Below are 26,424 nucleotides of genomic sequence, written 5' to 3' on the forward strand. Positions count from 1 at the left end.
ATGCTCACGACGGATAAGCGAACAAAGATGAACGCTACCATATACAAGATCGTTCCGGCACTTCTATGGCAGGAGGCGCGGCGGACCGGCGCGTTTGCAGGCGCGCCCGTCGATCTCGCCGACGGGTTCATTCATTTTTCGACCCGGGACCAGGTCGTCGAAACCGCCTCCCGGCATTTCGAGGGTCAGGGCGACCTGCTGCTCGTTGCGGTCGACGCGCCGGCGCTGGGCGACAAACTCGTCTATGAGCCCTCTCGCGGCGGCGCGCTGTTTCCGCATCTTTACGCTCCGCTCCCGCTTGACGCCGTATTGTGGGAGAAGCCCCTGCCGCTGCGGCCGGACGGTCAGCACAGCTTCCCGGAACTCGCCCCATGATCCGCCGGTTGGAGCACCTCGCACGGCGCGGCCTCTTCCTCTTCGATCCGGAAGCGGCACACGGCCTTTCGATCAAGGCGCTGAAAGGCGGCCTGGTGCCGAGCTGCGCCGCGCCGGCGGACCCCCGGCTCGGGCAAACCGTGGCGGGCCTCGTTTTTCCCAACCCAGTCGGCATGGCCGCCGGCTATGACAAGAATGCCGAAGTCCCGGAAGCGCTGCTGAAGATCGGCTTCGGCTTTACCGAGATCGGCACGGTAACGCCGAGGCCGCAGCCGGGCAACGACAAGCCGCGGCTCTTCCGGCTCGTCGAGGACGAGGCGGTGATCAACCGGCTCGGCTTCAACAACGAGGGGCACGGGGCGGCGCTGGCGCGGCTCAAGGCCTGCTCGCGCGAGGCGCTGATCGGCGTCAATATCGGCGCCAATAAGGACAGCGCCGACCGGATCGCCGACTACGTGACAGGCATCCATACCTTCCATTCGGTGGCACGCTATTTCACCGCCAACATCTCCTCGCCCAACACGCCGGGCCTGCGCGATCTGCAGGCGCGCGAGAGTCTCTCGGCGCTGCTTTCGGCCGTGCTTTCCGCCCGGGACGATGAGGCGCGAAAAAGCGGCCGACAGGTTCCGGTCTTCCTCAAGATCGCTCCGGACCTGACCGAAGAAGGCATGGACGACATCGCAGCCGAGGTGCTGGCGCATCGTCTGGACGGGTTGATCGTTTCCAACACGACGCTTTCGCGCGAGGGTCTGAAGGACCGGCGCCAGGCCAACGAAGCCGGCGGCCTTTCCGGAAAGCCGCTCTTCGAGAAATCGACGGCAGTGCTCGCCCGGATGCGCAAGCGGGTAGGACCGCACTTGCCGATCATCGGGGTCGGCGGCGTGTGCTCGGCGGAAACCGCAGCGGAAAAGATCCGCGCCGGAGCCGATCTCGTCCAGCTTTATTCCTGCATGGTCTATGAGGGACCGGGATTGCCCGGCCGGATCGTGCGCGGCCTCTCGGCCCTTTGCGAGCGCGAGAAACTTGCCTCGATCCGCGACATCCGCGACAGCCGGCTCGACTACTGGAGCGGCCGGAACGTCTGAGCCGCCCGGCGCGGCACCATCAGCAGCAGGAAAGCGCCGCGCAGCAGCAGGAAAAGGTTGAGCGCGGCCCATAGACCGTGATTGCCGAAGGCAGGGACGAGCACGGCAAGCGCCGCCACGTAGCCGATGAAGGCGGCCAGCATCATATTGCGCATGTCGCGCGACCAGCCGGCACCGATGAAGACGCCGTCCATCAGGAAGGCGAGTGCGCCGGTCAGCGCCGTCACGGCCGCCCATGGCATATATTCATAGGCGAGCGCGCGCACGTCCGGCGCAGTCGTCAGCATGTTCACCACGGTGTTGCCGAAAGCGAGCAGGACGAGCGTGGTCGATGCGGCGAGGCCCAGCGACCACAGGGCAGTCATCCGCAGAACCCGGTCGAAAGCGGGGCGATAACCGGCACCGATCGACCGGCCCGTCAGTTGCTCGGCCGCGGTGGCAAGCCCGTCGAGATAATAACCGGCCACAAGGAAGATCGTCATCAGCACGGCGTTTGCCGCAAGCGTCACCGGCCCGAAGGACGTCCCGATCCGGGTCACGAGCGTGAAGGCGGCCAGAAGGGCGAACGAGCGGATCATGATATCGCGGTTGAGGCCGAATAGTTTCTTCAGGCGGTCGCCGGCAAAGATCATCGCCCAACCGGGCGCGTCCTTCCTGTCGAAGCGGCCGTAGACGACGGCAAAACCCGCAAGCGCGCCGATCACCTCACCCGCCACGGTGCCGATCGCGACGCCGGCCACGCCCCAGCCCAGAACGAGGCCGAGCAGGATCGAGAGTACGATATTGGTGCCGTTGATCAGCGTCTGCAGCATCAGGCCGAGCGTGCCCTCGCCGCGCCCGAGCACGAATCCGAGGATGGCGTAGTTGGCGAGGGCGGCCGGGCCGGAAAGGATGCGATAGAGGAAGTAGGTTCGCGTCACCTCCGCAACCTCCGGACCGGGCCCCATAAGCCAGAGGCCGGCGGAAAGCAGGATGGGCGATATAAGCACGATGGTGCCGCCGGTGACGAGCGCGATCATGAGCGAACGCCAGAAGATCGCCTGCTGTTCGCGCCGGTCTCCCCGTCCATAGGCTTGCGCGACGAGACCCGTGGTTGCGGCACGCAGGAAATTGAAAGTGGTGAAGATGAGGTCGAACATCACCGCGCCGACCGCGAGACCTGCGAGCAGCTCCGCCTTGCCGAGCCGGCCGACGACGGCCGTGTCGACGAGGCCGAGCAGCGGCGTCGTCAGAAAGCCGAGCGTCATCGGCAGGGCGATCGAGAAGATAAGCCGGTTGGTGACCAGGAAAGGTCCGGCTTCGGGGTTGTCCGTGTCGCGTTCGAGGCTTTGCGTAGCCGTCATGATCCTGTCCCTACGGTCCGATTCCGTAGGTCACCCGGGAATCAGCTCAGCTGCAGAGCACCATGGCCCAATAGGGGCGGTTTCCGGAAGCGGAATTCTGCGCCACGGCGACGCCGAGCCCCCGGTAATTGCCGAGCATGTTTTCAAGATGCTTCGGAGAATTGAACCAGGCATCGTAGGCGCGCCCGGCGTCCTTCTGACCGACGGCGATGTTTTCGGCGGCCGGCAGCGTGACGCCCTGCCCCTTCATCCGATCGTAGAAACTGTCCCGCCAGCCGATATTGTGCCGCATCTTGCCCGCGCTCGCCATGCGTGCCGCCTGATGCATGGCCGCAACGGAAGCGACCGGGTCGCCGGAAAGCGCAGGAAGACCCCTGCCCTTGCGCAGCGTGTTGACGTAACCGAGCGTCGCTTCGGTCTGATCGCTGCCCGTACCACTGTCCGGAGAAAGGAGATTCGAGGTGGTGCAGCCGGTGATAAGACCGAGGGAGACCACGGCACCGGCACGCAGAAGCAGCCGTCTGCGGGCGACAAAGATCTGGTCGTGCATGCTTACCGTCGATAGCTGAAGAGACGCAGAATGATGAAGAGCGGAATGACGACGACCGCGCCGAGAAGCAGGTAGTCGCCCACCCGTCCGAGAGCCGCGAATCCGGTCCGCCAGAGATCGAGGAGGAAGTTTCGGATACCGTAATAGATATCTGCCGGATACCAGTCGAAGACCGTCATCACGAAGCCGACCAGGATCGACACCACCAGCAGCTTGACGAGCACGCGTAGCGGCGAGTTCCCCAAGAATTTATTTATTCCGTCCGACATCAGCGAGAACTTCTCCTGTTTCCCTTCACATAAGCCGCCATTCCCAAGCGTGCAAGGCATGACGGCCCGAGGTGCCGCTTTCAGAATCCGCTTGTATTTTACCTTTTGCGGCGTCAGAAGCGTCCATCGCAACCAAGCCGCATCTCCATGACCTTCAACCAGCTCTCCTCCGGCGACCTGATCGCCGACCGCCGCGCCGACTACGCGAAGATGCTTGCGGAAGCGGGCGATGCGCCAGGTGCGGCGGAACTCATGGCCCAGGCGCTGGAGCTTGCCCCGGAATGGGCGGCCGGTTGGTTCCGGCTGGCGGACTATGAAGAGAAATCGGGCCGAATAGAGGCAGCCGTCGACGCGCTGCGCAATACGCTTCGGCTCAATCCGGAAGACATCTTCGGCGCCAGCCTCAAGCTCGCTTTGCTCGGCGCTACCGAGACGCCCGAACAGCCGCCGAGTGTTTACGTCGAGCGCCTTTTCGACGACTATGCCGAGCGCTTCGACCACGCGCTCGTCGAAAAGCTCGGCTACAGCGTCCCGGAGAAACTTGCGGCCCTGATCGACCGGGTGAACGGCGTCGGGCGTTTTCGCCACGTCACCGATCTCGGCTGCGGCACCGGGCTCTTCGGCGAGCGTATCCGCGATCGCGCCGATTTCCTCGAGGGTTTCGATCTTTCCGCCAATATGCTCGCCAAGGCCGAAGCGAAGGGTGTCTATGACCGCCTCGCCCAGGCGGACCTTTCATTGGCTCCGGAGGATTCGGGCGTGTTCGGCGGGCTGGAACAGCGGCGTGCCGACCTCGTCAGCGCGGCGGACGTTCTGATGTATCTCGGCAATCTCGAAGGTGTCTTCGTCATCGCCGACCGCCTGCTCGCACCGGGCGGGCTCTTCGCGTTTTCCGCCGAGGATGCAGGCGGGGCCGACGGCTTCGTGCTGCGTCCGTCGCTGCGCTACGCGCATCCGGAAAGCTATATCGCCTCCCTCTGCAAAGAGAGCGGTCTATCCATGATCGCGACCGAGCGCACGACCATCCGCAGGGATGCCGGCGAGCCCGTCGCCGGGATATTATTCCTCGCGCGCAAGCCGTCTTGATGCAGCTCCCCGACGCGTGCGGCGAAAATAGGTCAGCATTGCTTACATATTTTGCTTGAATTTTTTTGTGCGCTGCAGCAATGGTGATGTCGTCGCGATCTGAGGGTCAGCCATGGCACAGGCAAGCAGCGTTTTCGGTCTCTGGAATACAAGTCCCACACGGCACACGCCCGTGGAGGACGTTCAAGGCGTCTTTTCCGGCAGCCTCGTCGCCGCCCTCGGTCTCTACTTCCTGGCGAGCGCCGGACTTCTGACCGGCAGCACCGCCGGCGTCGCCTTTCTTTTGCATTACGCCACGGGCGTGAACTTCGGTCTCACCTTCTTCCTGCTCAATCTGCCGTTCTTCTACCTGTCGCTGAAGCGGCTCGGTCCGGCCTTCACGCTCAAGACCTTCATTGCCATCGCGCTCACCTCGTTCCTGACCGACATGCAATCGCGTCTTTTCGAGATCGGGCAGATTCACCCGGGCTGGGCCGCTCTCATCGGCGGCCTACTCCTCGGATACGGTCTCCTGGCGCTCTACCGCCACCGCGCGAGCCTCGGCGGCGTGGGCATATTGGGCATCTACCTGCAGGAGCGCTTCGGCATTCGCGCCGGTCTCGTGCAACTCGCGATCGACATGATCGTTCTGGCGGCAGCATTCTTCGTGACGACGCCGACGGTCGTCATCTGGTCGGTACTCGGCGCGGTCGTCCTCAACGTTTTCGTGGCGATCAACCACCGCGCCGACCGCTACATCGCTCTGTAACAGCCCTATCGCTTCCGGGAATTGTGTAGTCTCAAGTGGTTAGAGAGCGTGGTGCGGACCGAAACCCGCACACACTTTTCCTCATCCCGCTCTAAGCCGCCACGGCCGGCTCGTCGATCGGGGGCAAGGCGCGGAAGCCGACGCACAGCCGGTTCCACACGTTGATGGCGCCGATCGCGACGGTGATCTTGGTCATTTCCTCCTCGTTGAAATGCGCCTTGAGCGCCTCATAGGCGTCGTCGGGCGCACGTGTCTCGGCCACATTGGTCAGCGCCTCGGTCCAGCCGAGGACCGCCCGTTCGCGCTCGTCGAAATGCGGCGATTCGCGCCAGACACAGACGAGGTTGATCCATTGCTGGCTGAGGCCGCTGTGGCGCGCCTCCTTGGTGTGCATGTCCACGCAATAGGCGCAGCCATTGATCTGCGATGCGCGCAGCTTGATCAGGTGGATAAGGCGAGGCTCGATTCCGGAGCCTTTGACATAGCTGTCGAGCGCGGCGACCGCCTTGTAGGCGTCCGGAGCGGCTTTCGCAAAATTCAGACGTGACTGCATAATCTTCTCCTGTTTGGCTGATTGGATGGTGGTTCACATCAGGCGGCGCTGCCCGATTTCCGTTCATGAAGGGCGAGAAAGCCGTTCGTTCGCGCCGCGATCGCCCCGTCGCGGTCGATAGCTTTCAGGTCGGCCATGATACCGGCGATGGTCACGCGCCGGAGTTCGGCGCGGTAGGCCTGCTCGGCCCTGAGCATCGCGACATTGATCGTGCACGGCGCGGCCGGCTTGCAGGAATAGGGATTGGGGCCGCGAAGGCGGATTTCGTTGCAGCGAAAGGCGGGCTCCGCCCCCTCCACTGCGAGGACGATATCGAGCAGGGTGATCTTCTCGGGCGCGCGCGCAAGCCGGTAGCCGCCCTTCGGCCCCGGCACGGCTTCGAGCAGTCCGGCCCCCGACATCGCCTGCAGATGCTTCAGCAGGTAACTGGTCGAGACGCCGTGGAACTCGGCAAGCGCTGCGGCCGACAGGGTACTGCCGGGCTGAAGACAGCTCAGCATCGTCACGCTGTGAATGGCCTGTTCGACGCCGTCGCCGAGTTTCATCTGCATCTCCTATCGTAGATAAAATTTATCCATGATTCTCGTTCCGAGTCAATCCTTGCAGCAGCACGAAGAATGCCGGCTTCTCTTTTGCCGCGTTTGATCTACCTTTGTTCTGCGTGGACAGGATCGATTCTCCGTCGCCGGAAGGCGACGCCCTGACGTTGCCTTCACCCTTTCTCCGGTGGTTCGCCGAAAAGGGTTGGCGTCCGCGCGCCCATCAGCTCGAACTTCTCTCACGCGCCGAGGCGGGCGAGAGCACGCTTCTGATCGCGCCGACCGGAGCCGGCAAAACGCTTGCCGGCTTTCTGCCCTCCCTCGTCGACATCACCAGGCGCGGCAGGATCCCGCCCGGCGCGGCCTTCACCGGCATTCACACGCTCTACATCTCGCCGCTCAAGGCGCTTGCCGTCGATATCGAGCGCAACCTCATGAAACCGGTTGGCGAGATGGGGCTGCCGGTGAGCATCGAAAACCGCACCGGCGACACGCCGCAGGGCAAGCGGCAGAGGCAGAAGCTCAACCCGCCCGACATACTGCTCACAACGCCGGAGCAGCTCGCGCTGCTTCTGGCCAATGGCGAGGCGGAGCGCTTCTTCAAGGACCTGCGCTATGTGGTGCTGGACGAGTTGCATTCGCTGGTGATGTCGAAGCGCGGCCATCTCCTCTCGCTCGGCCTCGCGCGGCTGCGCCGCCTGGCGCCCCGTCTCCAGACGACGGGTCTTTCGGCTACGGTCGCCGATCCGATGGATCTGCAGCGCTGGCTGGTCGCTCAATCTCTCGCCAAGGAGAACCATGCAGGACTGATCACCGTTTCCGGGGCGCAAAGCCCGAGATCTCCATCCTGCGGACCGAGAACCAGGTGCCTTGGGCCGGGCATTCGGCGCGCTATGCAATCCCGGATGTCTACGCTGCCATCAAGGAACACCGAACGACGCTGCTCTTCGTCAATACCCGCAGCCAGGCCGAGATGCTGTTCCAGGAACTCTGGAAAATCAACGACGACAATCTGCCGATCGCTCTGCACCACGGCTCTCTCGATGTCGCCCAGCGCCGCAGGGTCGAGGCGGCAATGGCCGAAAACCGCCTGCGCGCCGTCGTCGCCACGTCGACCCTCGATCTCGGCATCGACTGGGGCGACGTCGATCTGGTCGTCCATGTGGGGGCGCCGAAGGGAGCAAGCCGGCTGGCGCAGCGCATCGGCCGCGCCAACCACCGCATGGACGAACCGAGCCGCGCGATTCTGGTTCCGGCCAACCGTTTCGAAGTTATGGAGTGCCAGGCGGCGCTCGACGCCAATTACGTCGGCGCTCAGGACACGCCGTCGATCGGCAGGGGTGCTCTCGACGTGCTGGCGCAGCATATCCTGGGCATGGCCTGCGCGCAGCCTTTCGATGCGCTTGAACTCTATGAAGAGGTGATCAGCGCTGCGCCGTATGCCCGGCTTCCCTGGGAAACCTTCGAGCGCGCCGTCGATCTTGTCGCGACCGGCGGCTACGCGCTTCGCACCTATGAGCGCTATGCCCGCATCCGCAAGACGAAGGACGGGCTCTGGCGGGTCTCCAACCCGATGGTTGCTCAGCAATACCGCCTCAATGTCGGGACGATCGTCGAGTCGCCGATGCTGAACATCCGCATGGTCAAGCGCAACCAGCGCGGTTCGCTTGGCCGCGGCGGCATGTCGCTCGGCAAAGTCGAGGAATCGTTCCTCGAAATGCTTTCCCCGGGCGACACCTTCGTCTTTTCCGGCAAGGTGCTGCGCTTCGAAGGCATCCGCGAGAACGAGTGCCTGGCCTCGCAGGCCTTTTCCTTCGATCCCAAGGTGCCGAGCTATGCCGGCGGCAAGTTTCCGCTCTCCACCTATCTCGCAACACAGGTGCGAAAGATGGTCGCCGATCCGGCCCGCCGCGCAGGTCTGCCCGACCAGGTCAGGGATTGGCTGGCGCTGCAGGGCGACGTGTCGATGCTTCCGCGCGACGACGAACTCCTGATCGAGACCTTCCCGCGGGGCAGCCGGCACTACATGGTCATCTACGCCTTCGAGGGCAGGCTCGCCCACCAGACGCTCGGCATGCTCCTTACCCGTCGTCTCGACCGCGCCGGCCTGAAGCCGCTCGGCTTCGTGGCGACCGACTATTCGCTCGCCATCTGGGCGCTCGACGACATGGGCGCGGCGTTCCGGGCGCGGGCGCCGTCACTCGGGCAGCTCTTCGACGAGGATATGCTGGGCGACGATCTGGAGGCGTGGCTGAACGAATCCTTCCTCCTGAAACGTACCTTCCGCAATTGCGCGGTCATTGCCGGGCTCATCGAGCAGCGCCACCCCGGCAAGGAGAAGACCGGGCGGCAGATCACCGTTTCCGCCGATCTCATTTATGACGTATTGCGCGCGCACGAGCCGGATCACATTCTCCTCGAGGCGACGCGCAACGATGCGGCCACGGGACTTTTGGACATCGGCCGCCTCGGCTCCATGCTCAAGCGGATCAAGGGCCATATCACCCATCGCAGGCTCGATCAGATCTCGCCGCTTGCCATCCCGGTAATGCTGGAGATCGGACGGGAATCGGTGCATGGAGAAGCCCAGGACTTCCTGCTCACGGAAGCGGCCGACGACCTGATCAACGAGGCGATGAGCGGCCACGGTACGGATGGATGAGAGAATTATGAGAGAGCGAAAATCCTCCCCAAGCCCCCAACCCCTCCGCGGCGCCCCTCATCCGCCTGCCGGCACCTTCTCGCCGCAGGCGGGGAGAAGGGACCCGCGGCAAGCGCCGCCGCTACCGTTTTCACCGGTATCGTGGGGCACGTCCCCTCTCCCCGCGTGCGGGGAGAGGGTTAGGGTGAGGGACAAGCCGGAGGAAAGGAGCCATTTTCGCCCGCACACAAGAACACTGCAATGACCATGCATCGGCTCATCTACGCGACATCACCTGCCGTCAGCCCATCCCTGCACGCGCGCACGTCCATCAATGGAATCGCCGCGATCTGCGATCCGCTCGGCGGCCTCTACTTTCCCGAAAGCCGCACGCTCGTCGTATCCGACCTGCATCTCGAAAAAGGCTCCGCCTTTGCGCGGCGCGGCATGATGCTGCCTCCCTACGATACGCTTGCGACGCTCAGGATATTGGAGGCGGTCATCGCCCGCCACGACCCCGCGACCGTCATCAGTCTTGGCGATAATTTCCACGACCGGAAGGGATCGGCTGCAATGCCGGAAACCTTCCGCCAGATGATCGCGGCCATGGCCTGCGGCCGCGAATGGATCTGGATCAACGGCAATCATGATCCGGACGGCGCACAGGGGCTTCCCGGCGCCTCCATGGACGAGCTCCGCCACGCGGGCCTGGTCTTCCGGCACGAGCCTTCGAGACGCGACGGCATCGGCGAGATCGCCGGCCACCTGCATCCTTCGGCGACCGTGAGGCGACGGGAAAGATCGGTGAGGCGCGCCTGCTTCGCGACCGACGGCAAGCGCCTCGTCATGCCGGCTTTCGGGGTCACGACGGGAGGTCTCGACCTCAGGCACCGTGAGATGAGCGGCCTTTTCGAGCGGCAGCAGCTCGTCGCCCATATGCTTGGCCGCGACCGAATCTCATTCGGTGCGCTTCGCCAACCTTCTCGGGTGAGGTTAGAGCACTTCCAGGAAAAGTGTGTAACGGTTTTCCGTCCGGAAGTGCGTAGTTTCACGGCCCTAGAACGCGTTGAACGTCAGCGTCGTCAGCGAGCGGGATATGCCCGGAACGCTGGCGATATTGTCGTTGATGAACTTTCCGATATCCTGGCCTTCCTCGACATAGACCTTCAGTAGCAGATCATAGTCGCCGCTGGTCGAATACATCTCCGAGACGATCTCCCTGCGATAGATCTCGTCGGCCACCTCATAGGTCTTGCCGGGGGCGCATTGCAGTTGCACGAAAATCGGTTTCATGGGGTTTCCTCAAGTTTCGCATCGCTTGCCGCCGATGCCCGTGCTTCCTTAAACCGCCATAACGCAAAATGGAACGCCAACTCGGTTTGCCGGCTCCCTCACTCCTTGCGGAAGAGCAGGCTGGCACCCCAGCCGGTGACGACGGCGAGGGTTACGGCCAGAAGGCCGTAGATCAGCGGCTGATCGTGCGCGGCGCGGGTAATCGCCTGTTCGAGGCCGGTCTTCACCACCCTGAGCGGAAGAGCCTTGGCGGCGACGAAGACGCCGTCGCGGAAGAGATAGGCGCGTACGACATGGATGCCGTTCGGGACATTGGTCGGCAGCCGCACCGAAGCCTTGAACAGGCTCGAACTGATGAACTGCACCCCGCCCGGATCGCGCTGATAGACGCCGCTCGTCTCGCGAATCGTCCGGAAGGCGTTGCGGAACTCGCCGAGCGTGCTGCCGTCGCCGACGAAGCCGAGCGGCACCAGCCGCATATGGTCGACGCCGATGCCCATATTGGCGATGTCGCGCCGCGGCGCGATCGTCTCGATGGCGCGGGTACTCGATAGTGAGTAGGCCTCCGGCACGAGCTCGAAGGTCATCGACTGAGTATTGACCCAGATACCGAAGACCCGCTCCTTCTTTCGCACCGTCGCATTGTCCTTCGGCCCTTCCAGCGCGACGATGATATTGTACTTGCCCTGCGCCAGGAGGCTGGCGTCGAAGCCATCGATGGCGCCGAAGATCGTCAGGTCGGCGCCGCGGAAATCGGAAGTGATGGCAATCTCTTCCGTCGAAATGCCGATCTCGAGCTTCTCGGTGAAATTGGTAACCTGGCGCTCCAGAACCTGCGCTGCGGCCGGGGTGGCGACGGCGAGGACCAGGGCGACGATCGGGTGAAGGAGAAGCGAGCGCATCAGAAGCCGGCCCCCGCGGATACGACCGAGTAAATGTCCTTCGGCGGGATGACGAGCTCGACCGCCAGGCGGATGCCGACGGCGAGAACGAGCAGCGCCAGCAGTGCCCTGAGCTGCTCGCCGCGCAGCCGCTGGCCGACGCGCACGCCGTATTGCGCCCCGATGACGCCGGCGATCATCAGCACGAAGGCCAGCACGATGTCGACGGTGTAGTTGGTCGAGGCCTGGACGATCACCGTATAGGCGGAGACGAAGACGATCTGGAAGAGCGATGTGCCCACGACGACGCTGGTCGGAATGCGCAACAGATAGATCATGGCCGGCACCATGATGAAGCCGCCGCCGACGCCCATCACCGAGGTCAGCACGCCGATGGAAAAGCCGAGCGTCGCCACAGGGATGACACTCAGATAGATCTTCGACTTCTTGAAGCGCATCTTCAGCGGCAGGCCGTGGATCCAATTGTGCTGCCCGGGCCGTCTGAGCTGCGCCGGCTGGTTTTTCGCTGCTTTGCGCATTGCGCCGATGCTCTCCCACAGCATCAGCGCGCCGACCGAGCCGAGAAGCACCACATAAAGCAGCGAGATCACCAGATCGAGCTGGCCGACGCTCCTGAGCAGCGAGAACAGCCAGACGCCGACGGTCGCGCCCACAAGGCCGCCGCACAAGAGCACCGTGCCGAGCTTGATATCGATGGTGCCGCGGCGGAAATGGGCGATCGCCCCTGATATCGACGAGGCAACCACCTGGTTGGCGCCGGTCGCCACCGCCACGACGGGCGGAATATTGTAGAAGATCAGAAGCGGCGTGATCAGAAATCCGCCGCCGACGCCGAACATGCCGGACAGAAAACCGACGGCCGCGCCCATGCCGAGAATGACGAAGATGTTCACCGACAACTCAGCAATGGGCAGATAGACCGTCACGGCCGAACCTCGATATGCCAGCGGCCCGCATTGCGGGCGGAAATTGCTCCTCCACAATTCCTAACCGCAAACAATTGAGGAATTGTGCAATGTTTCACTATTCTCAAGCCTCACGCGCTCGAAGAGGCGCACGGCGCTGTCCTTCGAAGTGGTACATGATTAACCACGGACGGGGGGTATATGGGTGGACCGTTCGCGCCCCCGAGGGAGAAACGGGCGACACTTTCTCTCATGCGCTCCCGGACCAGAGCTGTCAACCTTTTCAGGCACATGCGCGGCCCCGCAGGCACGCCTGCGACCTTGTGGCGCCACATCATGCGCGGTACGGCCGAAACGGTTCAGCTGTTCCGCTTCAGAAGCTCCCGGACCAGCCCATCGGTGATCTCACCCGTCGGCTCCTGGCCGACCGAATTCTGAAAGGCCTTGATGGCGGCAATCGTCTTCTGGCCTACCTGGCCGTCCGGCTTGCCGGCATCGAAGCCGTTATTGTTGAGGATCGCCTGGATGTTGCGAACGGCTCTGGTCATATCGACGGTGGCCGTCTTGGTCGGCGGACCGACCCAGGCATCCGGGATCTCCACCGTGTTTGCTTCGGCGTCGAGAGGCTGAGCCTTCCAGGCGTCGACTTTTGCCTTGGCACTGGAAAGCTCCTCGGGCTTCAGCGCCTTGGCGATCTCGTCGCGCTTTTCTGCCGCGTCCTTGTCGCCGTCGCGGGCCGCGATAGCAAACCATTTATAGGATTCTTCCAGATTGCGGGCCACACCGTCGCCCCGCGCATAGAGGACGGCGAGGTTGAACTGACTGTCGCGAACGCCGAGACTGGCGGCTTTCTCGAACCATTTGGCCGCTTCGGCGAGATCCGGCCCGCCGTCCCGGCCGCCGGCGAGCATGACGGCGAGATTGTGGATCGCACTGGCGTTGCCGGCTGCAGCCGCCTTGAGATAGAGCGCCTTGGCCTTTGCAGCGTCGCGCTCAACGCCCGCGCCCTTCTCATAAAGGTTGGCAAGCCGGTACGCGGCCGGTACCACGCCGGCATCGGCGGCGCGCTGATACCACTTGACGGCTTCCGCCCGATCTTCCTCGACCCCCCGCCCTTCCGTGAAGCGGGCGCCTGATTTCATAGAAGGCGAGAGGATCGCCGCCCTTGGCCGCGGTTACGAGCGCGGGCGGTCCGAAGCCCTCCGGCAGAACGATCTCGCTCATCCTGGCCGGCTCAGCGGCTAAACTTCCTGAAGGCGGCTGCAAGGTCGAGACGGGTCCAGGCGTTCGCGCCTCCGCCGGCCGCATCAAGGCCGCCTGGCCGTCGCCAGCGCCACCAATGGCATTGTCAACCTTGCGGGCTTCGGCAGCGGTTGGCTGCTTTGGCGGCTGCTTTGCCGCTATCGGCGGCGCATCCGTCTTCTCCATGCCAGCGGGAGCCCTCGGCTCTTCTCCAGCCTTCGCGGTAGCTGCCGTTTGGACGAGGCGCTCGAGGGCGGCCTTCGGCTCCGCAACCTCTGCCTTGCGCTCGATCGCTGCAACCGGCGGAGCGCTCGGGGCCTCCTTGCCTTTCAGCACCGTGCTGACGAGCGGATAGGACATGATCGCGAGCAGCACGGCACCGACTGCGATCAGGATCGGACGGCGGTGGCGGGCGAGCGCGCCGCCGACGGATGGTGCCTTGCTTTCCTTGACGCGATTGAGCGTATCGGATTCCTCGACGGCCAGCTGCGCCGCGCGCCGCGCGGCGGCGATGAAGTCCGCCTTTTCGCCGTCGTTCGCCTCCTGCGCGCCACGGGCCATCTGACCGGCACGGACACGTTCGAGTATCTTCTTGACGTCCGGCACGCCGGAGCCCGGCTCGAGGAGCTGATTGGCGTCCTCGGGAGCGAGCATTTCGGAGGGGTCGATCGAGGGGGTGGGCTCGACCATCTGCCGCGCCTGCATCGCCATTCCCTCGTTCTGCCTCGGCGCGAAGCGCCGAGTCAGACCGGCAAGCAGGCTCGTCTTCGCCGCACGGGCCTCCACCTTGATCTCGCCGTCTTCGACCATTGCGACTTCGGCGGCATCATTCGCCTCGGCTGCGGCCGGCATCGGTGCGTGGATGGAGGTTTCGCTTGCGGCCGCGAACGCCTGTGGCGCGCGTTCCACGTCCTTGTCGCTTTCCGCCATCGTCGAAGTGCCCGCGGCTTCGACGGGCGCAGCCTTGGGCATCGGACCATGAGAAGCCAGGGGCTCCCGCTCTTCAAGCCGCTCCAGTTTCTCGGCGATATGGACGAGCGTTTCATGTAGCGCCTCGAAGGTGCGTGCCGTCCGTTCGTCGCTCGAACGGCTGAGCTCCTCCAATGTACGCAGATCCTCGGCGAGCGCCGAGATCGCCGCCATGTCGGTACTCGCCGCCATCTGCGGTGCGGTGTTTCTGGAATATGCCTCCATCACGGCTTCCGCAGCCTGCCGAGCAGCTTCGATGATGTATTCGTCGCTGGTGGCGAGATAGTCTTCCAGCGTGTTCATCCGGCTCTCGAATTCCGCAGGCACGCCTGCCGTCTCACCGTGGGACTGGCTGATCAGAGTCGAGAGATTTCCGATCTGAGCTTCGAGATTGCGCAGCGCCTGCCGGTCGTCGAACGGCGCGGCATGCGTCTCCTCCAGGCGCTGGGCGATACCTGCCAAGCGATCCTCGAGGCGATCGAAGCGCGGGTCCGCCGTAGGCTCGACATTTCGCGCGAGCCCATCGATACGGCGGGCGAGATCGTCGAGCCGTTCGGCCAGCGCATCGGTGACGCTGTCGCCCGAGAGGGCTTCGATCTTCCGGGAAATGTCGGCAAGCCGATCCGTAAGATCCGGCTCCGCACCTTGCCGATTGTGCTCCAGCACCGCGGAAAGCTGGTCCAGGCGCTCTTCCAATCTGGCCGCCGCCTTCTCGCCGGCAAGGTCCTCCACGCGAGCTGCCAGCGCCTCGATCCGCGCGCCGAGACCGGAATCGGCGGGATTGGAGAGGGTGCCGATCTGCCGGGACAGATCGCCGAGCCTGTTCTCGAGACGATCGACGAACGAACCGTCGGTGCCGGCCACATTACCGCTGCCTGCGGCGATCGCCCGGCTGATCTCATCGAGCCGCTTGCCGAGGTCGGCGAATTGCGGCGCCAGGCGCCTCTCGTCCGGCTGGATCTGGCGCCCGAGCATCTCGATCGCCTGGGCGACCGCGACGAGCTTGCTTTCCAGCACCTCGATCCCGGTGCCCCTGTCCAGGGAATTGATCTGCGCCTTGATCTCGTCGAGCCGGTAGGCGAGCGCCACCAGCTCATCGTCGCGGTTCTGGTCGAAGGCGTTCAGCCGATCCTCGACGCCGGTCCATCGGTTTTCCATGCGGCGCATGCTGTCTTCGCGCGCGAGGCCTTCGAGCATGGACCTCAGGTCATCGAATTCGATCCTGAGCGCATCGGCCTCGGCGGGCGAAGCCTGCCGGCCAAGTTCCTTGATGCCGGCCGAAAGCCGCTCGATATCGTGCCGCACGTCCTCGGCGAAACGGCGGTCCTGTGCGGCTTCGGCCTTGATGCCGCGGATTTCCGAGCGCAGCGCATGCATCTCGCGGGACAGGCCGTCATCGAGATCGCGCTTCAGCTCATGCCGCAGACCGACCAGCGCCTCTGCAATATCCGCTGCAGCCGAAGAGCGTCCCGATGGCGCGGCTGCTGCCTGAGAGGGCTGGTAGCGTGGCTCTGCCGCGAGGCGGGTGGGAGCGAGGCGATCGAGGTCGCTCGGCGCAGCGCGTTCGCGCAGCGGCGACCGCTCGCGCGCCGCATTGAGCGCCCGCTGGCGGTCGATGATTTCGGAGACCGCTTCGCTTGGGGCCGGACGCGGCCGCTCGGGTTGCCGCGTCTCGCGGCTGACGCTGCTCATGAGCCCCTCGATGCGCGCTTCGAGCCCTTCGATGGTGCGGTTCAGGGCATCGAGCGACGGCCGGTCGCCATAGGACGGGCTGCCCATGCGCTGAGAAGTGGATCGCGATCCGTTCATTGCCTCTTCGCCCCTGTGTCGCTTTGGCCCTATTAATTCGACCGTCATCGAAGCCGCCGAAGGAGCCCGGGCTTCCCCGGCTTTCGCTCCGATTTCGGCGGCACCGCCGATGTGGGCAAAACCGCAACAATGCAAAGACGGGACCGGTTGCAGCTTTGACCATCTCAAAGCGCACAATTCATTAAACGTGGTAAATAAGCCGTTAACCGATCCGATTTTTAACGATTATTGTCGCCCGCTACGCCGCCGTCCCCCGCCATATGGCATGTGGAGCGGCACCGCAGGAGCGAAACTTTCGCCTTGCGGGAACTTTTGACGTTTACGCAAACGTCAAAATTCGATAGCATCCGTCCAAGTCGCACACCGCCACCGGTGCGCGCTCGACACAGTGGGAAGCGGGTCTGCCGTGCGGCGCGGCCCGAAAGGACATCAAGGCGAGGAAAAGCATGCCCATCTACAAGGCTCCGGTCGACGATACCCTGTTCATCCTCAACGACGTGCTCGGCATCGAGCGCTACCACAATCTCCCGGGCTTTGCGGATGCGACGCCGGACATGACGGCCGCGGTCCTCGGCGAGGCCGCAAAGCTCGCGGAAGAGGTCCTCTTCCCGATCAATCTTTCCGGCGACCGGGAGGGCTGCAAGCGGCACGAGGACGGCTCCGTCACCGTGCCCAAGGGCTTCAAGGAAGCCTATGACCTTTATCGCGAAGGCGGCTGGCTTGGTCTTGCCGCCCCGGAGGAATTCGGCGGCCAGGGCCTGCCCTACACGCTCCACACCGCCGTCGGCGAATTCATGTCCGCGGCCAACATGTCGCTTATGATGTATCCGGGCCTGACGCAGGGGGCGATCGCGGCGATCCTGGTGCACGGTTCCGAAGACCAGAAGCGGACCTATCTGCCCAAAATGGTCGACGGCACCTGGACCGGCACGATGAACCTGACGGAGCCCCATTGCGGCACCGACCTCGGCCTGCTGCGCACCAAGGCCGTGCCGAACGACGACGGCTCCTACAGGATCTCCGGCCAGAAGATCTTCATCTCCGCCGGCGAGCACGACATGGCGGAAAATGTCGTCCACCTGGTGCTGGCGCGCATCGAGGGCGCGCCTGACGGTGTAAAGGGCATCTCGCTCTTTATCGTGCCGAAATTCAAGCTCGACGCCAGCGGCGAGCCGGGCGAACGCAACGGCGTTTCCTGCGGCGCGATCGAACACAAGATGGGCATACACGGCAACGCGACCTGCGTCATGAATTATGACGGGGCGACCGGCTATCTGATCGGCACGGAGAACAAGGGCCTCAGCGCCATGTTCGTGATGATGAACGAGGCCAGGCTTGCCGTCGGCATGCAGGGGCTTTCGATTGCCGAAGTCGCTTATCAGAATGCTGCGAGCTACGCGCGCGAGCGCATTCAGGGCCGCTCCCTGTCCGGCCCCAAGGCGCCGGACAAGAAGGCCGATCCGATCATCGTCCATCCGGACATCCGCCGCACGCTGATGACGATCAAGGCCTTCAACGAAGGCGGCCGCGCCTTCACGCTCTGGACGGCGCTGAAGTCGGACATCGCCCATCGTTCGGACAGCGAAGAGGAGCGCCAGGCGGCGGACGACATCCTCAGCTTGATGACGCCGATCCTCAAGGGCGTGCTGACGGACAAGGGCTTCGATCACGCGGTGATGGCGCAGCAGGTATTCGGCGGCCACGGCTATATCGAAGAGCACGGCATGAGCCAGTATGTGCGCGATGCCCGCATCGCCATGATCTACGAGGGTGCCAACGGCATCCAGGCGCTCGACCTGGTCGGCCGCAAGCTCGCGATGAACGGCGGCCGCGCCGTCATGGCTCTGTTCAAGGAGATCGGCGACTTCTGCGAGGAGAACCGCGGCGACGAAAAGCTCTCCGGCTACACCAAGGCCCTTAAGAAAGGGCTGAACGACCTGCAGGCCGCGACCATGTGGTTCATGCAGAACGCCATGGCCAAACCCGACAATGCCGGAGCCGGCTCCACCGACTATATGCATCTCTTCGGCCTCGTCGTCCTCGGCTATATGTGGGCGAAGATGGCCAAGACGGCGGAGGAGAAGCTTGCCGCTGGCGAAACGCAGCGCGCGGACTATCTCAAGAACAAGCTGATCACGGCGAGGTTCTTCATGGAGCGCATCCTGCCTGAAACGGCGCTGCGCAAGATCCGCATCGAAACGGGCGCCGACACGATGATGGCGCTGGACGCGGCCGCGTTCTGATTTCAGACTGGAGCCGGATCGAAAGCGAGAAGCGGTCTTCCGCCCGAATCCCGCTCCGATTGATAATGCGCGGCCCGAGGAAACGCCGCCGAAAGGGAGATCAAGAGATGACGAAAGTCTTCGTTTACGACCACGTGCGCACGCCGCGCGGCCGTGGCAAGAAGGACGGTGCGCTGCACGAGGTGCCCTCCGTCCGGCTCGCCGCCAAGGTGCTCGAGGCCGTGCGCGATCGCAACGGGCTCGACACTTCGACGGTCGACGACGTCATCATGGGTTGCGTCGACCCGGTCATGGATGCGGGTGCGGTCATCCCGAAAGCCGCAGCCTTCGAGGCGGGTTATTCGACGCGTGCGCCCGGCATGCAGATCTCCCGCTTCTGCGCCTCCGGCCTCGACGCCGTCAATTTCGGCGCCGCGAAGATCGCCCAAGGAGCGGACGATATCGTGATCGCCGGCGGCGTGGAGTCGATGTCCCGCGTCGGCCTCGGCATGTCGGGCGGCGCCTGGTTCATGGACCCCTCGGTCAACCTGCCCGCCTATTTCATGCCGCAGGGCGTTTCCGCCGACCTGATCGCCACGAAATACGGTTTCTCGCGCGACGACGTCGACGCCTATGCGGTGGAAAGCCAGAAGCGCGCCGCCAATGCATGGGAGAAGGGCTATTTCAAGAACTCGGTCGTCCCGGTCAAGGACCAGAACGGGCTCGTCATCCTCGACCGCGACGAGCATATGCGCCCCGGCACGGACATGCAGGCACTTGCCTCGCTAAACCCCTCCTTCCAGATGCCCGGCGAGATGGGCGGCTTCGAGGCCGTCGGCATCCAGGCGCATCCGGAGATCGAGCGCATCAACTACGTCCACCACGCCGGCAATTCCTCCGGCATCGTCGATGGCGCCGCGGCCGTGCTCATCGGCTCCAAGGCCGGCGGCGAAGCCATGGGGCTCAAACCCCGCGCCCGCATCCGCGCCTTCGCCAATATCGGCTCCGACCCGGCCCTGATGCTGACCGGGCCGGTCGACGTCACCGAGAAGCTCCTCAAGCGGGCGGACATGAAGCTCTCCGACATCGATCTTTTCGAGCTCAATGAGGCCTTCGCGGCCGTCGTGCTGCGCTACTGCCAGGCTTTCGACATCCCGCACGACAAGATCAACGTCAATGGCGGCGCGATCGCCATGGGCCATCCGCTCGGCGCGACCGGGGCGATGATCCTCGGCACCGTGCTCGACGAGCTGGAGCGCCGCGACCTCAACACGGCGCTGGTGACGCTCTGCATCGGCGCCGGCATGGGCACCGCCACGATCATCGAACGCGTCTGATCCGATCCCGGAGAGAGAATATGTCTTACACGAACTTCAAGATCGAAACCGACGCCGACGGCATTGCGCTGGTCACCTGGGACATGCCGGACAAGTCGATGAACGTCTTCACCGAAGAGGTGATGAAGGAACTCGACGCCATCATCGATCAGACGACGGCGGATCCTGCCGTCAAGGGCGTGGTCGTCACCTCCGGCAAATCCTCCTTCTCCGGCGGCGCCGACCTTTCGATGATCAAGTCGATGTTCACTTTCCAGGCGGAGGAGAAGAAGAAGGACCCGGACAACGCGGCCCGGAGACTCTTCGACCTCGTCGGCCGGATGACGGGTCTCTTCCGCAAGCTCGAAACCTCGGGCAAGCCCTGGGTCTCGGCCATCAACGGCACCTGCATGGGCGGCGCCTTCGAGATGTCGCTCGCCTGCCACGGCCGTGTCGCCTCCAATGCGAAATCGGTGAAGATCGCGCTTCCCGAGGTCAAGGTCGGCATTTTCCCGGGTGCCGGCGGCACCCAGCGCGTTCCACGGCTGACCAATACGCAGGACGCGTTGCAGATGATGACGACCGGCTCCTCGCTTACGCCGGCGCGAGCAAAGGCCATGGGGCTCGTTCACGAGGTGGTCGACCCGGACAAACTGATCGAGGCCGCCAAGGCGATGATCAAGAACGGCCTGAAGCCGGTGCAGCCCTGGGACGAGAAGGGCTTCAAGCTCCCGGGCGGCGGCATCTGGACGCCCGCCTCCGCGCAGCTCTGGCCGGCTGCCTCCGGCATCCTGCGCCGCGAGACCTATGGCAATTACCCCGGCGCGATAGCGATCCTGAAATGCGTCTACGAGGGGCTGCAGGTTCCCTTCGATACGGCCTTGAAGATCGAGCAGCGCTATTTCACCGAAATCCTGCAGACGACCGAAGCCTTTTCGATGATCCGGTCGCTGTTTGTTTCGATGCAGGAACTCGGCAAGGGCGCACGCCGGCCGGCCGGCGTACCGAAGACCGAGCTCAAGAAAGTCGGCGTCGTCGGCGCCGGTTTCATGGGCGCCTCGATCGCCTATGTAACCGCGGCAGGCGGCATCCCCGTCACCCTCATCGACCGCGACATGGAAGCTGCCGAAAAGGGCAGGACGCATTCGGAAGGCCTCGTCAAGGACGCGATCGGCAAGGGGCGCTTGACCAAAGAGGAAGGCGAAGCGCTGCTTTCGCGCATCACACCTTCGGCGGACTACGGCGATCTCAAGGATGCCGGCCTCGTCATCGAGGCGGTCTTCGAGGACCGGCAGGTCAAGAAGGACGTGATCGAGAAGGTCGAAGCGGTGATCGCCGAGGACGCGATCTTCGCCTCCAACACTTCCACGCTGCCGATCACCGGCCTCGCCAGGAATTCCAAACGGCCGGACCGGTTCATCGGCATCCATTTCTTCTCGCCGGTCGAGAAAATGATGCTGACGGAGGTGATCCTCGGCAAGGAGACCGGAGACCGTGCACTCGCGGCCGCGCTCGACTATGTCTCGGCGATCAGGAAGACGCCGATCGTCGTCAACGACACGCGCGGCTTTTATGTCAATCGCTGCGTCTTCCGCTATATCCACGAAGCCTATGACATGCTGATCGAGGGCGTACCGCCGGCGATGATCGAGAACGCCGCCAAGATGGCCGGCATGCCGGTCGGACCGCTGTCGCTCAACGACGAGGTGGCGATCGACCTCAGCCAGAAGATCCTGAAGGCGGCCGTCGCGGATCTCGGCGAGAAGGCCGTCGATCCCAGACACATGGCGCTGATCGACAAGATGGTGGACGAGCTTGGCCGGCGCGGCCGCAAGAACGGCAAGGGCTTCTACGAGTATCCGGCAAAGCCGGCCAGGAAATATCTCTGGCCGGGTCTGAAGGAGCTCTACCCGCAGAAGGATGCCGGCGAGATCGAGGTCGGCGTGCTCAAGCAGCGCCTGCTGGTGACGATCGCACTCGAAGCCGCGCGCACGATCGAGGAGGGCATCGTCACCGATCCGCGCGAAGCCGATGTCGGCTCGATCCTCGGCTTCGGCTTTGCCCCCTACACCGGCGGCACGATCTCCTACATCGACGGCATGGGCGCAAAAGCCTTCGTCGAGCTCTGCGAAAAGCTCGCCGCCGACCATGGCGACCACTTCCGGCCGACGCCGCTTCTGAAGGAGATGGCCGAAAAGGGCGAGACCTTCTACGGGCGCTTCGATCCTTATGGCGCGGGGCAGAAGGCGGCATAAGCCGCCAGGTTAGCCGCACGGCGCAAAGATTGTCTCTCCGGTCGTTCTCGGTAACCGCGAATGACCGGAGAGAAACGTATTCAAGGCTTCAGGCCACTTCAGCCTTCTCACCGAGCTCGGCCGCCAGAAATCCGATCAGCTGCTCCCAGCCTTCGCGGCGATATTCCACCTTGTCGAGCCCATCCAGGAATGCCCCCTGCTCCGTGAAGACGACGCGTGTGCCGGTGCCTTCCGGTATGAGGTCGACGGTGGCGATCGACGCGGAAAGCCGCTGCTCGTCCTTCGCCATGGTATAGGCCGAGACGATCCGCCGGTTCTCGACGATGTCGAGATAGATCGTTTCATTGAAATAGAAAACCTTCCCGTCCTGGCTGAACCGGCCGCTTTCCCGGCCGCCGATGCGGAAGTCGTGGCTATATTCGGCGACCGGCCAGTTGTCGGCCTTGACGAACCAGCGGTCGTGCGCAGCAGGATCGGCGAAGGCCTCGAAGACCTGTTCCGGGGGTGAATTGAAAACGCGTTCGATGGTGAAATCCGCATGGGCGACAGAAGCTTTGGTCATGATCTTTTCCTCCTCGCTGGGAAACTGGTTGCGAAATGAAAGCGGTTGCAGGCTAACTTCACTGGTGCAATAATGCAAGCAGTTTTAGAGCGGATGCTCCGCTCGCGTTTTGCAGAGACCAAAATGACCGATGACCATCGCTCGGGTTGCCCGATCAATCTCTCGCTCGAAGTATTCGGCGACAAATGGAGCCTCCTGATCATTCGCGACATGATTTTCGGCGGCAAACGCCACTTCCGCGAGCTCCTGCGCTCGCAGGAGGGGATTTCCACCAACATCCTCGCCGACCGGCTGAAAACGCTTGTCGAGATCGGCATGCTGACGAAAGCGGACGATCCGAGCCACAAGCAGAAGGCGATCTACAGCCTGACGGAAATGGCGATCGCGCTTGTGCCGATCATGGCCCATCTCGGCGCCTGGGGCCGGCGCTACCTGCCGGTCACCGAGGAACTCAGTATCCGCGCCCAACTGATGGAGGAGGGCGGCCCCGAGCTCTGGGAGCGTTTCATGCGGGAATTGCGCGCCGAACACCTCGGCGAGGCCAGACCGGAGGGACCCTCCGTGCGGCAAACGCTTCAAGCCGCCTATGACCGCGTTGTGGCGCGCAAGGCGATGGAAGAGCAGCCGGCCTGAGCACTAATCTTTGATCCAACGCACTTCCGGACGGAAAACCGTTACACACTTTTCCTGGAAGTGCTCTTGATCCAACGCACTTCCGGACGGAAAACCGTTACACACTTTTCCTGGAAGTGCTCTTCGGTCCAATGCACTTCCGGACGGAAAACCGTTACACACTTTTCCTGGAAGTGCTCTTCGGTCCACCGCACTTCCGGACGGAAAACCGTTACACACTTTTCCTGGAAGTGCTCTAAAGCCCGAGGGCTGACAGCATGATGAAGGTGGCGAACAGCACGAAATGCGTCATGCCTTCGATGGCATTGGTCTGACCGTCATTGAGATTGATAGCGGCGGCGATGAGCGTTACCGCAACCATTACCGTCTGCACCGGCGACATGGCCATGATGAAGGGCTGGCCCGTATAAAGGGCAATCGCCTCCATGACGGGCACGGTCAGGATCACGGTCGAAAGCGAAGCGCCGAGCGCGATGTTCACCACTGCCTGCATGCGGTTGGCGAGCGCGGCGCGCATTGCCGTCAGGACCTCGGGCGAAGCGGAGATCGCCGCGACGACGATCGCGGCCAGGGCCGGCGGCGCCGCCGTGCCCTTGATCCCGGCCGACAGCAGACCGGACATGATTTCGGCGAGAAAGCCGATCACCACCACGCCCAGGATGAGCACGACGACGGAAGGAAGCACCGGCTCGTCCTCGAGCCGGCTTGCCGCGGTTCCCGCTTTGGCACGCGGATAGCTGTAACTGAAGAAGTAGCTGTGCACGCCAACCTGCATGCGCAGGAACAACGTATAGAGCACGATCATCGCGCCGATGGTGAAGGCGGAATAGTAATGCCATTTCGACTGGGGCACGAATTCGGGAACGAGCATGGAAATGCCCATGGCCGTGAGGATCATGACGCTGTAAGTGCGCGCGGAATCGTCGTTATAGGGCTGCTCGCCGTGTTTGAGGCCGCCGAGCAGCGCCGCAAGTCCGAGGATCCCGTTGATATCGAGCATCACTGCCGAATAGATCGTATCGCGCACCAGCGTCGGCGAGGTCTCGCCGGTCATCATGATGGCGAGGATGACGACCTCGACCAGGACCGCCGAAAGCGTCAGGATCATCGTGCCGTAGGGATCACCCACTTTGGCGGCAAGCACCTCGGCATGATGGGCGACCCGCATGGAAGCAAGCACGATCGCCGCCACCATCAGGGCCGCACCGATGAGCGATGCGGCGCGACCGGCCTCGAGCAGATGATGCTCGACCGCGACGCCGGCAAGAGCAGCGAGAAAAGCGGCGACGAGATGCCGTTCCGATCTCAGGTTTGCAAGCAAGCACGCCTCTTGGCCCGGAGTGAAGCTGTTTTATTTAGCACAGCTGCTGAAGAGTTCACCCCCGAAGTCCGCTGCATCTGCTGTATGCCGTCCTTTGATCGGATAGGAAGGACTATTTTCCTCGCTGTGCTTTACGGTCGCGGGGCGCTTGGCTAATGTATTCGCAGACCGCGGAACGGCTTGCTGTGCCGCCCGCATCGTCTCTCCTTCCGAAGATGGGTCGACATGCTCTCACATGACAGCATCTGGCGCGCGATCGACGCCTTGGCAGAGCGCCACCGGCTTTCGCCGTCGGGCCTTGCACGGCGGGCCGGCCTGGACCCCACCTCCTTCAACAAGTCGAAGCGCCAGTCCACCGACGGGCGCGACCGATGGCCCTCCACCGAGTCGATCGCGAAGGTATTGCATGCCACGGGGGCGAGCGTCGATCAGTTCCTGGCGCTGATGGAGCCCAATGCCGCCGGCCGCGAAAGGGAGGAAGCGTCGGCAGCGCCGGGCATTCCGCTGATCGGTTTCGCGCAGGCCGGCGCCGGCGGTTTTTTCGACGACGGCGGCTTTCCGGTCGGCCAGGGCTGGGACACGATAGAATTCCCCACGCCCGAGCGGCGGCAGGGCGGTGCCTACGCTCTGGAGGTTCAGGGCGACAGCATGCTGCCGCTTTATCGCGACGGCGATGTCCTGATCGTCGACCCGAGCGCGCAGGTGCGCCGCAACGACCGCGTCGTGGTCAAGACGCGCGAGGGCGAGGTGATGGCGAAGGTGCTGGCCCGGCAGACGCCCCGCGGCATCGAACTCGTCTCGCTCAACCCCGACCATCCCAACCGCAATTTCGAGATGAACGACGTGGAATGGATTGCCCGGATCATCTGGGCCAGCCAATAGGATTCTTCGATGCGGCCGAGGCTCTTCACCATCGCCGGCGGGCTTGCCGCCCTCGCCCTTTATGCCGGCATTCTGATGGCCGGGGCCGCGATCATCCGCAACCGCGACAGCGTCGCAACGCCTGAGTTCGTGCTCGAAACGCCGGAAGCAGCGGTCGACGAGCCGATTTCGGTGGAGCCTCCCGCCGAGACCGAAGCCGCTCCCCCTCCCCCCGAACCGGATGCCGCCCCAGGCAAGGGCTCGCGCGTGGCGGCCAGGCCGGTCGAGCCGGGTCTCTTCGCCCAGCCGGAAGACGGAATTGCCAAACCGCTGGAACGGATCGCACCGAGACCGCCGCTTTCAAAGCCTGAGGAAAAGGAAAAGCCCGCTTCCGCCGTCTTCCCGCGCCCGGTTGCGCTTGCCGCCGGGCTTGTCCGGTCCGGCGAGACGACTCTGCAGCTCAAGGATATCGAACCCGAAACGCCCGAGAAGGTCTGCGAAGCGAATGGCAGGAGCTGGCCTTGCGGCATGGTCGCGCGTACGGCGTTCCGCAACTTTTTGCGGGGCCGCGCACTCGTCTGCGAAGCGGCGGATGGCTCCTCGGAGACCTTGAACGCGCGGTGCAGCGTCGGCGGCCAGGACGTGGCCGAATGGCTCGTCGGCAACGGCTGGGCGACGCCGCTGCCGGGCACGGCGCTCGAGGCGAAGGCCGAGGCCGCCCGGGGCGCCAGGCTCGGTTTCTTCGGGGACGACCCGCGCGATCTTGCCCGAGCGCCTCTCGCGCTCGACGATCCGGCTGCGAGCATCGCCCCGGAAGACGCCGCGCCGGACTTGTAAGGCTTGGAGCAAGTCCTTAACTGTCACCCACCACTGCAGGTCCGCCCAAACCGCTATGCACCCGTCGTGTATCGCGGCCCCAATGAGAACGATGAAAGGATCGCGAGG

The 26,424-nt window shown here is 63.8% G+C and carries 20 protein-coding genes and 3 pseudogenes; 12 read left to right on the forward strand and 11 right to left on the reverse strand.

The genetic code is table 11. The features are described from left to right. Positions 1-27 precede the first annotated feature (27 nt). Entirely contained in the window at positions 28-375 is a 348-nt protein-coding gene (locus N0Q91_RS15215) for a DUF952 domain-containing protein (protein WP_100670017.1), read from the forward strand. Further along, positions 372-1,460 carry a quinone-dependent dihydroorotate dehydrogenase gene (locus N0Q91_RS15220; RefSeq protein WP_100669656.1) on the forward strand — a complete coding sequence of 363 codons (1,089 nt, stop codon included), beginning with the start codon at positions 372-374 and terminating at the stop codon, positions 1,458-1,460. The genes N0Q91_RS15215 and N0Q91_RS15220 overlap by 4 nt, the downstream gene beginning before the upstream one ends. Here the strand turns inward: N0Q91_RS15220 and N0Q91_RS15225 are convergent. From N0Q91_RS15225 to N0Q91_RS15235, 3 genes are read right to left on the reverse strand one after another with little or no spacing between them, the layout of a single operon-like run. After that, on the reverse strand, positions 1,436-2,803 hold the full coding sequence (locus N0Q91_RS15225) for an MATE family efflux transporter (protein ID WP_275596816.1): 1,368 nt from the start codon (positions 2,801-2,803) through the stop codon (positions 1,436-1,438). The two genes, N0Q91_RS15220 and N0Q91_RS15225, sit on opposite strands and share 25 nt — an antisense overlap. Before the next feature lie 46 nt (positions 2,804-2,849). Further along, positions 2,850-3,353: a CAP domain-containing protein gene (locus N0Q91_RS15230; RefSeq protein WP_018094134.1), complete on the reverse strand. Its 504-nt coding sequence runs from the start codon at positions 3,351-3,353 to the stop codon at positions 2,850-2,852. A gap of 2 nt (positions 3,354-3,355) precedes the next feature. Continuing rightward, positions 3,356-3,622 carry a DUF6460 domain-containing protein gene (locus N0Q91_RS15235; protein WP_275596817.1) on the reverse strand — a complete coding sequence of 89 codons (267 nt, stop codon included), beginning with the start codon at positions 3,620-3,622 and terminating at the stop codon, positions 3,356-3,358. 147 nt (positions 3,623-3,769) lie between these two features. On the opposite strand from N0Q91_RS15235, the gene N0Q91_RS15240 reads away from it, so the two are divergent. Both N0Q91_RS15240 and N0Q91_RS15245 read left to right on the forward strand, forming a co-directional pair. Then, a complete protein-coding gene (locus N0Q91_RS15240) occupies positions 3,770-4,708 on the forward strand; it encodes a class I SAM-dependent methyltransferase (RefSeq protein WP_275596818.1) in 939 nt (312 codons plus the stop codon). A 112-nt stretch (positions 4,709-4,820) separates the two neighbouring features. Then, positions 4,821-5,456, forward strand: a complete 636-nt coding sequence (locus N0Q91_RS15245) for a YitT family protein (protein WP_275596819.1) — start codon at positions 4,821-4,823, stop codon at positions 5,454-5,456. 91 nt (positions 5,457-5,547) lie between these two features. On the opposite strand, the gene N0Q91_RS15250 is transcribed toward N0Q91_RS15245, so the two are convergent. Together N0Q91_RS15250 and N0Q91_RS15255 are read right to left on the reverse strand one after the other, a co-directional pair. Then, positions 5,548-6,009, reverse strand: a complete 462-nt coding sequence (locus N0Q91_RS15250) for a carboxymuconolactone decarboxylase family protein (RefSeq protein WP_100669660.1) — start codon at positions 6,007-6,009, stop codon at positions 5,548-5,550. 38 nt (positions 6,010-6,047) lie between these two features. Next, positions 6,048-6,554 carry an Rrf2 family transcriptional regulator gene (locus N0Q91_RS15255; protein WP_100670018.1) on the reverse strand — a complete coding sequence of 169 codons (507 nt, stop codon included), beginning with the start codon at positions 6,552-6,554 and terminating at the stop codon, positions 6,048-6,050. A gap of 107 nt (positions 6,555-6,661) precedes the next feature. Between N0Q91_RS15255 and N0Q91_RS15260 the strand changes: the two are divergent. Then, positions 6,662-9,210 (forward strand): annotated as a pseudogene (locus N0Q91_RS15260) (ligase-associated DNA damage response DEXH box helicase). Between the two features lie 240 nt (positions 9,211-9,450). Continuing rightward, positions 9,451-10,180: pseudogene (gene pdeM / locus N0Q91_RS15265) on the forward strand (ligase-associated DNA damage response endonuclease PdeM). Between the two features lie 65 nt (positions 10,181-10,245). On the opposite strand, the gene N0Q91_RS15270 reads toward pdeM, so the two are convergent. The 4 genes and pseudogenes from N0Q91_RS15270 to N0Q91_RS15285 form a co-directional block, all read right to left on the reverse strand. Next, complete coding sequence (locus N0Q91_RS15270; RefSeq protein WP_018094127.1) at positions 10,246-10,482, reverse strand: Lrp/AsnC ligand binding domain-containing protein; 237 nt, start codon at positions 10,480-10,482, stop codon at positions 10,246-10,248. Positions 10,483-10,580: 98 nt separating this feature from the next. Then, entirely contained in the window at positions 10,581-11,384 is an 804-nt protein-coding gene (locus N0Q91_RS15275; RefSeq protein ID WP_275596820.1) for a TIGR02186 family protein, read from the reverse strand. Then, positions 11,384-12,310, reverse strand: coding sequence for a sulfite exporter TauE/SafE family protein (locus N0Q91_RS15280; RefSeq protein WP_018094125.1), 927 nt, complete (start codon positions 12,308-12,310; stop codon positions 11,384-11,386). Before N0Q91_RS15280 ends, N0Q91_RS15275 begins: the two co-directional genes overlap by 1 nt. Positions 12,311-12,648: 338 nt before the next feature. Beyond that, positions 12,649-16,309: pseudogene (locus N0Q91_RS15285) on the reverse strand (peptidoglycan-binding protein). Between the two features lie 446 nt (positions 16,310-16,755). Between N0Q91_RS15285 and N0Q91_RS15290 the strand changes: the two are divergent. The 3 genes from N0Q91_RS15290 to N0Q91_RS15300 all read left to right on the forward strand — a co-directional run bounded on the left by N0Q91_RS15290 (position 16,756) and on the right by N0Q91_RS15300 (position 22,102). Next, positions 16,756-18,552, forward strand: a complete 1,797-nt coding sequence (locus tag N0Q91_RS15290; RefSeq protein ID WP_275596823.1) for an acyl-CoA dehydrogenase C-terminal domain-containing protein — start codon at positions 16,756-16,758, stop codon at positions 18,550-18,552. A 107-nt stretch (positions 18,553-18,659) separates the two neighbouring features. After that, positions 18,660-19,868, forward strand: coding sequence for an acetyl-CoA C-acetyltransferase (locus N0Q91_RS15295; protein ID WP_003530141.1), 1,209 nt, complete (start codon positions 18,660-18,662; stop codon positions 19,866-19,868). A 20-nt stretch (positions 19,869-19,888) separates the two neighbouring features. After that, a complete protein-coding gene (locus N0Q91_RS15300) occupies positions 19,889-22,102 on the forward strand; it encodes a 3-hydroxyacyl-CoA dehydrogenase NAD-binding domain-containing protein (protein ID WP_275596824.1) in 2,214 nt (737 codons plus the stop codon). Positions 22,103-22,190: 88 nt separating this feature from the next. Here N0Q91_RS15300 and N0Q91_RS15305 read toward each other — a convergent pair whose 3' ends face one another. Then, the gene (locus N0Q91_RS15305) at positions 22,191-22,664 is read right to left on the reverse strand and encodes an SRPBCC family protein (RefSeq protein ID WP_275596825.1); all 474 of its coding nucleotides are present in this window, start codon (positions 22,662-22,664) and stop codon (positions 22,191-22,193) included. Between the two features lie 123 nt (positions 22,665-22,787). Between N0Q91_RS15305 and N0Q91_RS15310 the strand changes: the two genes are divergently transcribed. Further along, positions 22,788-23,297 (forward strand): winged helix-turn-helix transcriptional regulator, encoded by a 510-nt coding sequence (locus tag N0Q91_RS15310; protein WP_275596826.1) that lies wholly within the window; start codon positions 22,788-22,790, stop codon positions 23,295-23,297. A 235-nt stretch (positions 23,298-23,532) separates the two neighbouring features. Here the strand turns inward: N0Q91_RS15310 and N0Q91_RS15315 are convergent, their stop codons facing one another. Continuing rightward, positions 23,533-24,618: a calcium:cation antiporter gene (locus tag N0Q91_RS15315; protein WP_275596827.1), complete on the reverse strand. Its 1,086-nt coding sequence runs from the start codon at positions 24,616-24,618 to the stop codon at positions 23,533-23,535. 225 nt (positions 24,619-24,843) lie between these two features. Here N0Q91_RS15315 and N0Q91_RS15320 point away from each other — a divergent pair, with 225 nt between their 5' ends. Continuing rightward, a complete protein-coding gene (locus tag N0Q91_RS15320) occupies positions 24,844-25,500 on the forward strand; it encodes a S24 family peptidase (protein WP_275596828.1) in 657 nt (218 codons plus the stop codon). A gap of 9 nt (positions 25,501-25,509) precedes the next feature. Beyond that, the gene (locus tag N0Q91_RS15325; protein ID WP_275596829.1) at positions 25,510-26,316 is read left to right on the forward strand and encodes a thermonuclease family protein; all 807 of its coding nucleotides are present in this window, start codon (positions 25,510-25,512) and stop codon (positions 26,314-26,316) included. Positions 26,317-26,424 lie beyond the last annotated feature (108 nt).

The organism is Sinorhizobium prairiense (assembly GCF_029201645.2).
In the GTDB taxonomy this organism is placed as follows: Bacteria; Pseudomonadota; Alphaproteobacteria; order Rhizobiales; family Rhizobiaceae; genus Sinorhizobium; species Sinorhizobium meliloti_A.

Excerpts from the sequence above, each read along its gene's own strand:
- N0Q91_RS15215 (WP_100670017.1), top strand. The coding sequence starts at position 28 with ATGAACGCTACCATATACAAGATCGTTCCGGCACTTCTATGGCAGGAG.
- N0Q91_RS15220 (WP_100669656.1), top strand. The coding sequence starts at position 372 with ATGATCCGCCGGTTGGAGCACCTCGCACGGCGCGGCCTCTTCCTCTTC.
- N0Q91_RS15225 (WP_275596816.1), bottom strand. The coding sequence starts at position 2,803 with ATGACGGCTACGCAAAGCCTCGAACGCGACACGGACAACCCCGAAGCC.
- N0Q91_RS15230 (WP_018094134.1), bottom strand. The coding sequence starts at position 3,353 with ATGCACGACCAGATCTTTGTCGCCCGCAGACGGCTGCTTCTGCGTGCC.
- N0Q91_RS15235 (WP_275596817.1), bottom strand. The coding sequence starts at position 3,622 with ATGTCGGACGGAATAAATAAATTCTTGGGGAACTCGCCGCTACGCGTG.
- N0Q91_RS15240 (WP_275596818.1), top strand. The coding sequence starts at position 3,770 with ATGACCTTCAACCAGCTCTCCTCCGGCGACCTGATCGCCGACCGCCGC.
- N0Q91_RS15245 (WP_275596819.1), top strand. The coding sequence starts at position 4,821 with ATGGCACAGGCAAGCAGCGTTTTCGGTCTCTGGAATACAAGTCCCACA.
- N0Q91_RS15250 (WP_100669660.1), bottom strand. The coding sequence starts at position 6,009 with ATGCAGTCACGTCTGAATTTTGCGAAAGCCGCTCCGGACGCCTACAAG.
- N0Q91_RS15255 (WP_100670018.1), bottom strand. The coding sequence starts at position 6,554 with ATGAAACTCGGCGACGGCGTCGAACAGGCCATTCACAGCGTGACGATG.
- N0Q91_RS15270 (WP_018094127.1), bottom strand. The coding sequence starts at position 10,482 with ATGAAACCGATTTTCGTGCAACTGCAATGCGCCCCCGGCAAGACCTAT.
- N0Q91_RS15275 (WP_275596820.1), bottom strand. The coding sequence starts at position 11,384 with ATGCGCTCGCTTCTCCTTCACCCGATCGTCGCCCTGGTCCTCGCCGTC.
- N0Q91_RS15290 (WP_275596823.1), top strand. The coding sequence starts at position 16,756 with ATGCCCATCTACAAGGCTCCGGTCGACGATACCCTGTTCATCCTCAAC.
- N0Q91_RS15295 (WP_003530141.1), top strand. The coding sequence starts at position 18,660 with ATGACGAAAGTCTTCGTTTACGACCACGTGCGCACGCCGCGCGGCCGT.
- N0Q91_RS15300 (WP_275596824.1), top strand. The coding sequence starts at position 19,889 with ATGTCTTACACGAACTTCAAGATCGAAACCGACGCCGACGGCATTGCG.
- N0Q91_RS15305 (WP_275596825.1), bottom strand. The coding sequence starts at position 22,664 with ATGACCAAAGCTTCTGTCGCCCATGCGGATTTCACCATCGAACGCGTT.
- N0Q91_RS15310 (WP_275596826.1), top strand. The coding sequence starts at position 22,788 with ATGACCGATGACCATCGCTCGGGTTGCCCGATCAATCTCTCGCTCGAA.
- N0Q91_RS15320 (WP_275596828.1), top strand. The coding sequence starts at position 24,844 with ATGCTCTCACATGACAGCATCTGGCGCGCGATCGACGCCTTGGCAGAG.
- N0Q91_RS15325 (WP_275596829.1), top strand. The coding sequence starts at position 25,510 with ATGCGGCCGAGGCTCTTCACCATCGCCGGCGGGCTTGCCGCCCTCGCC.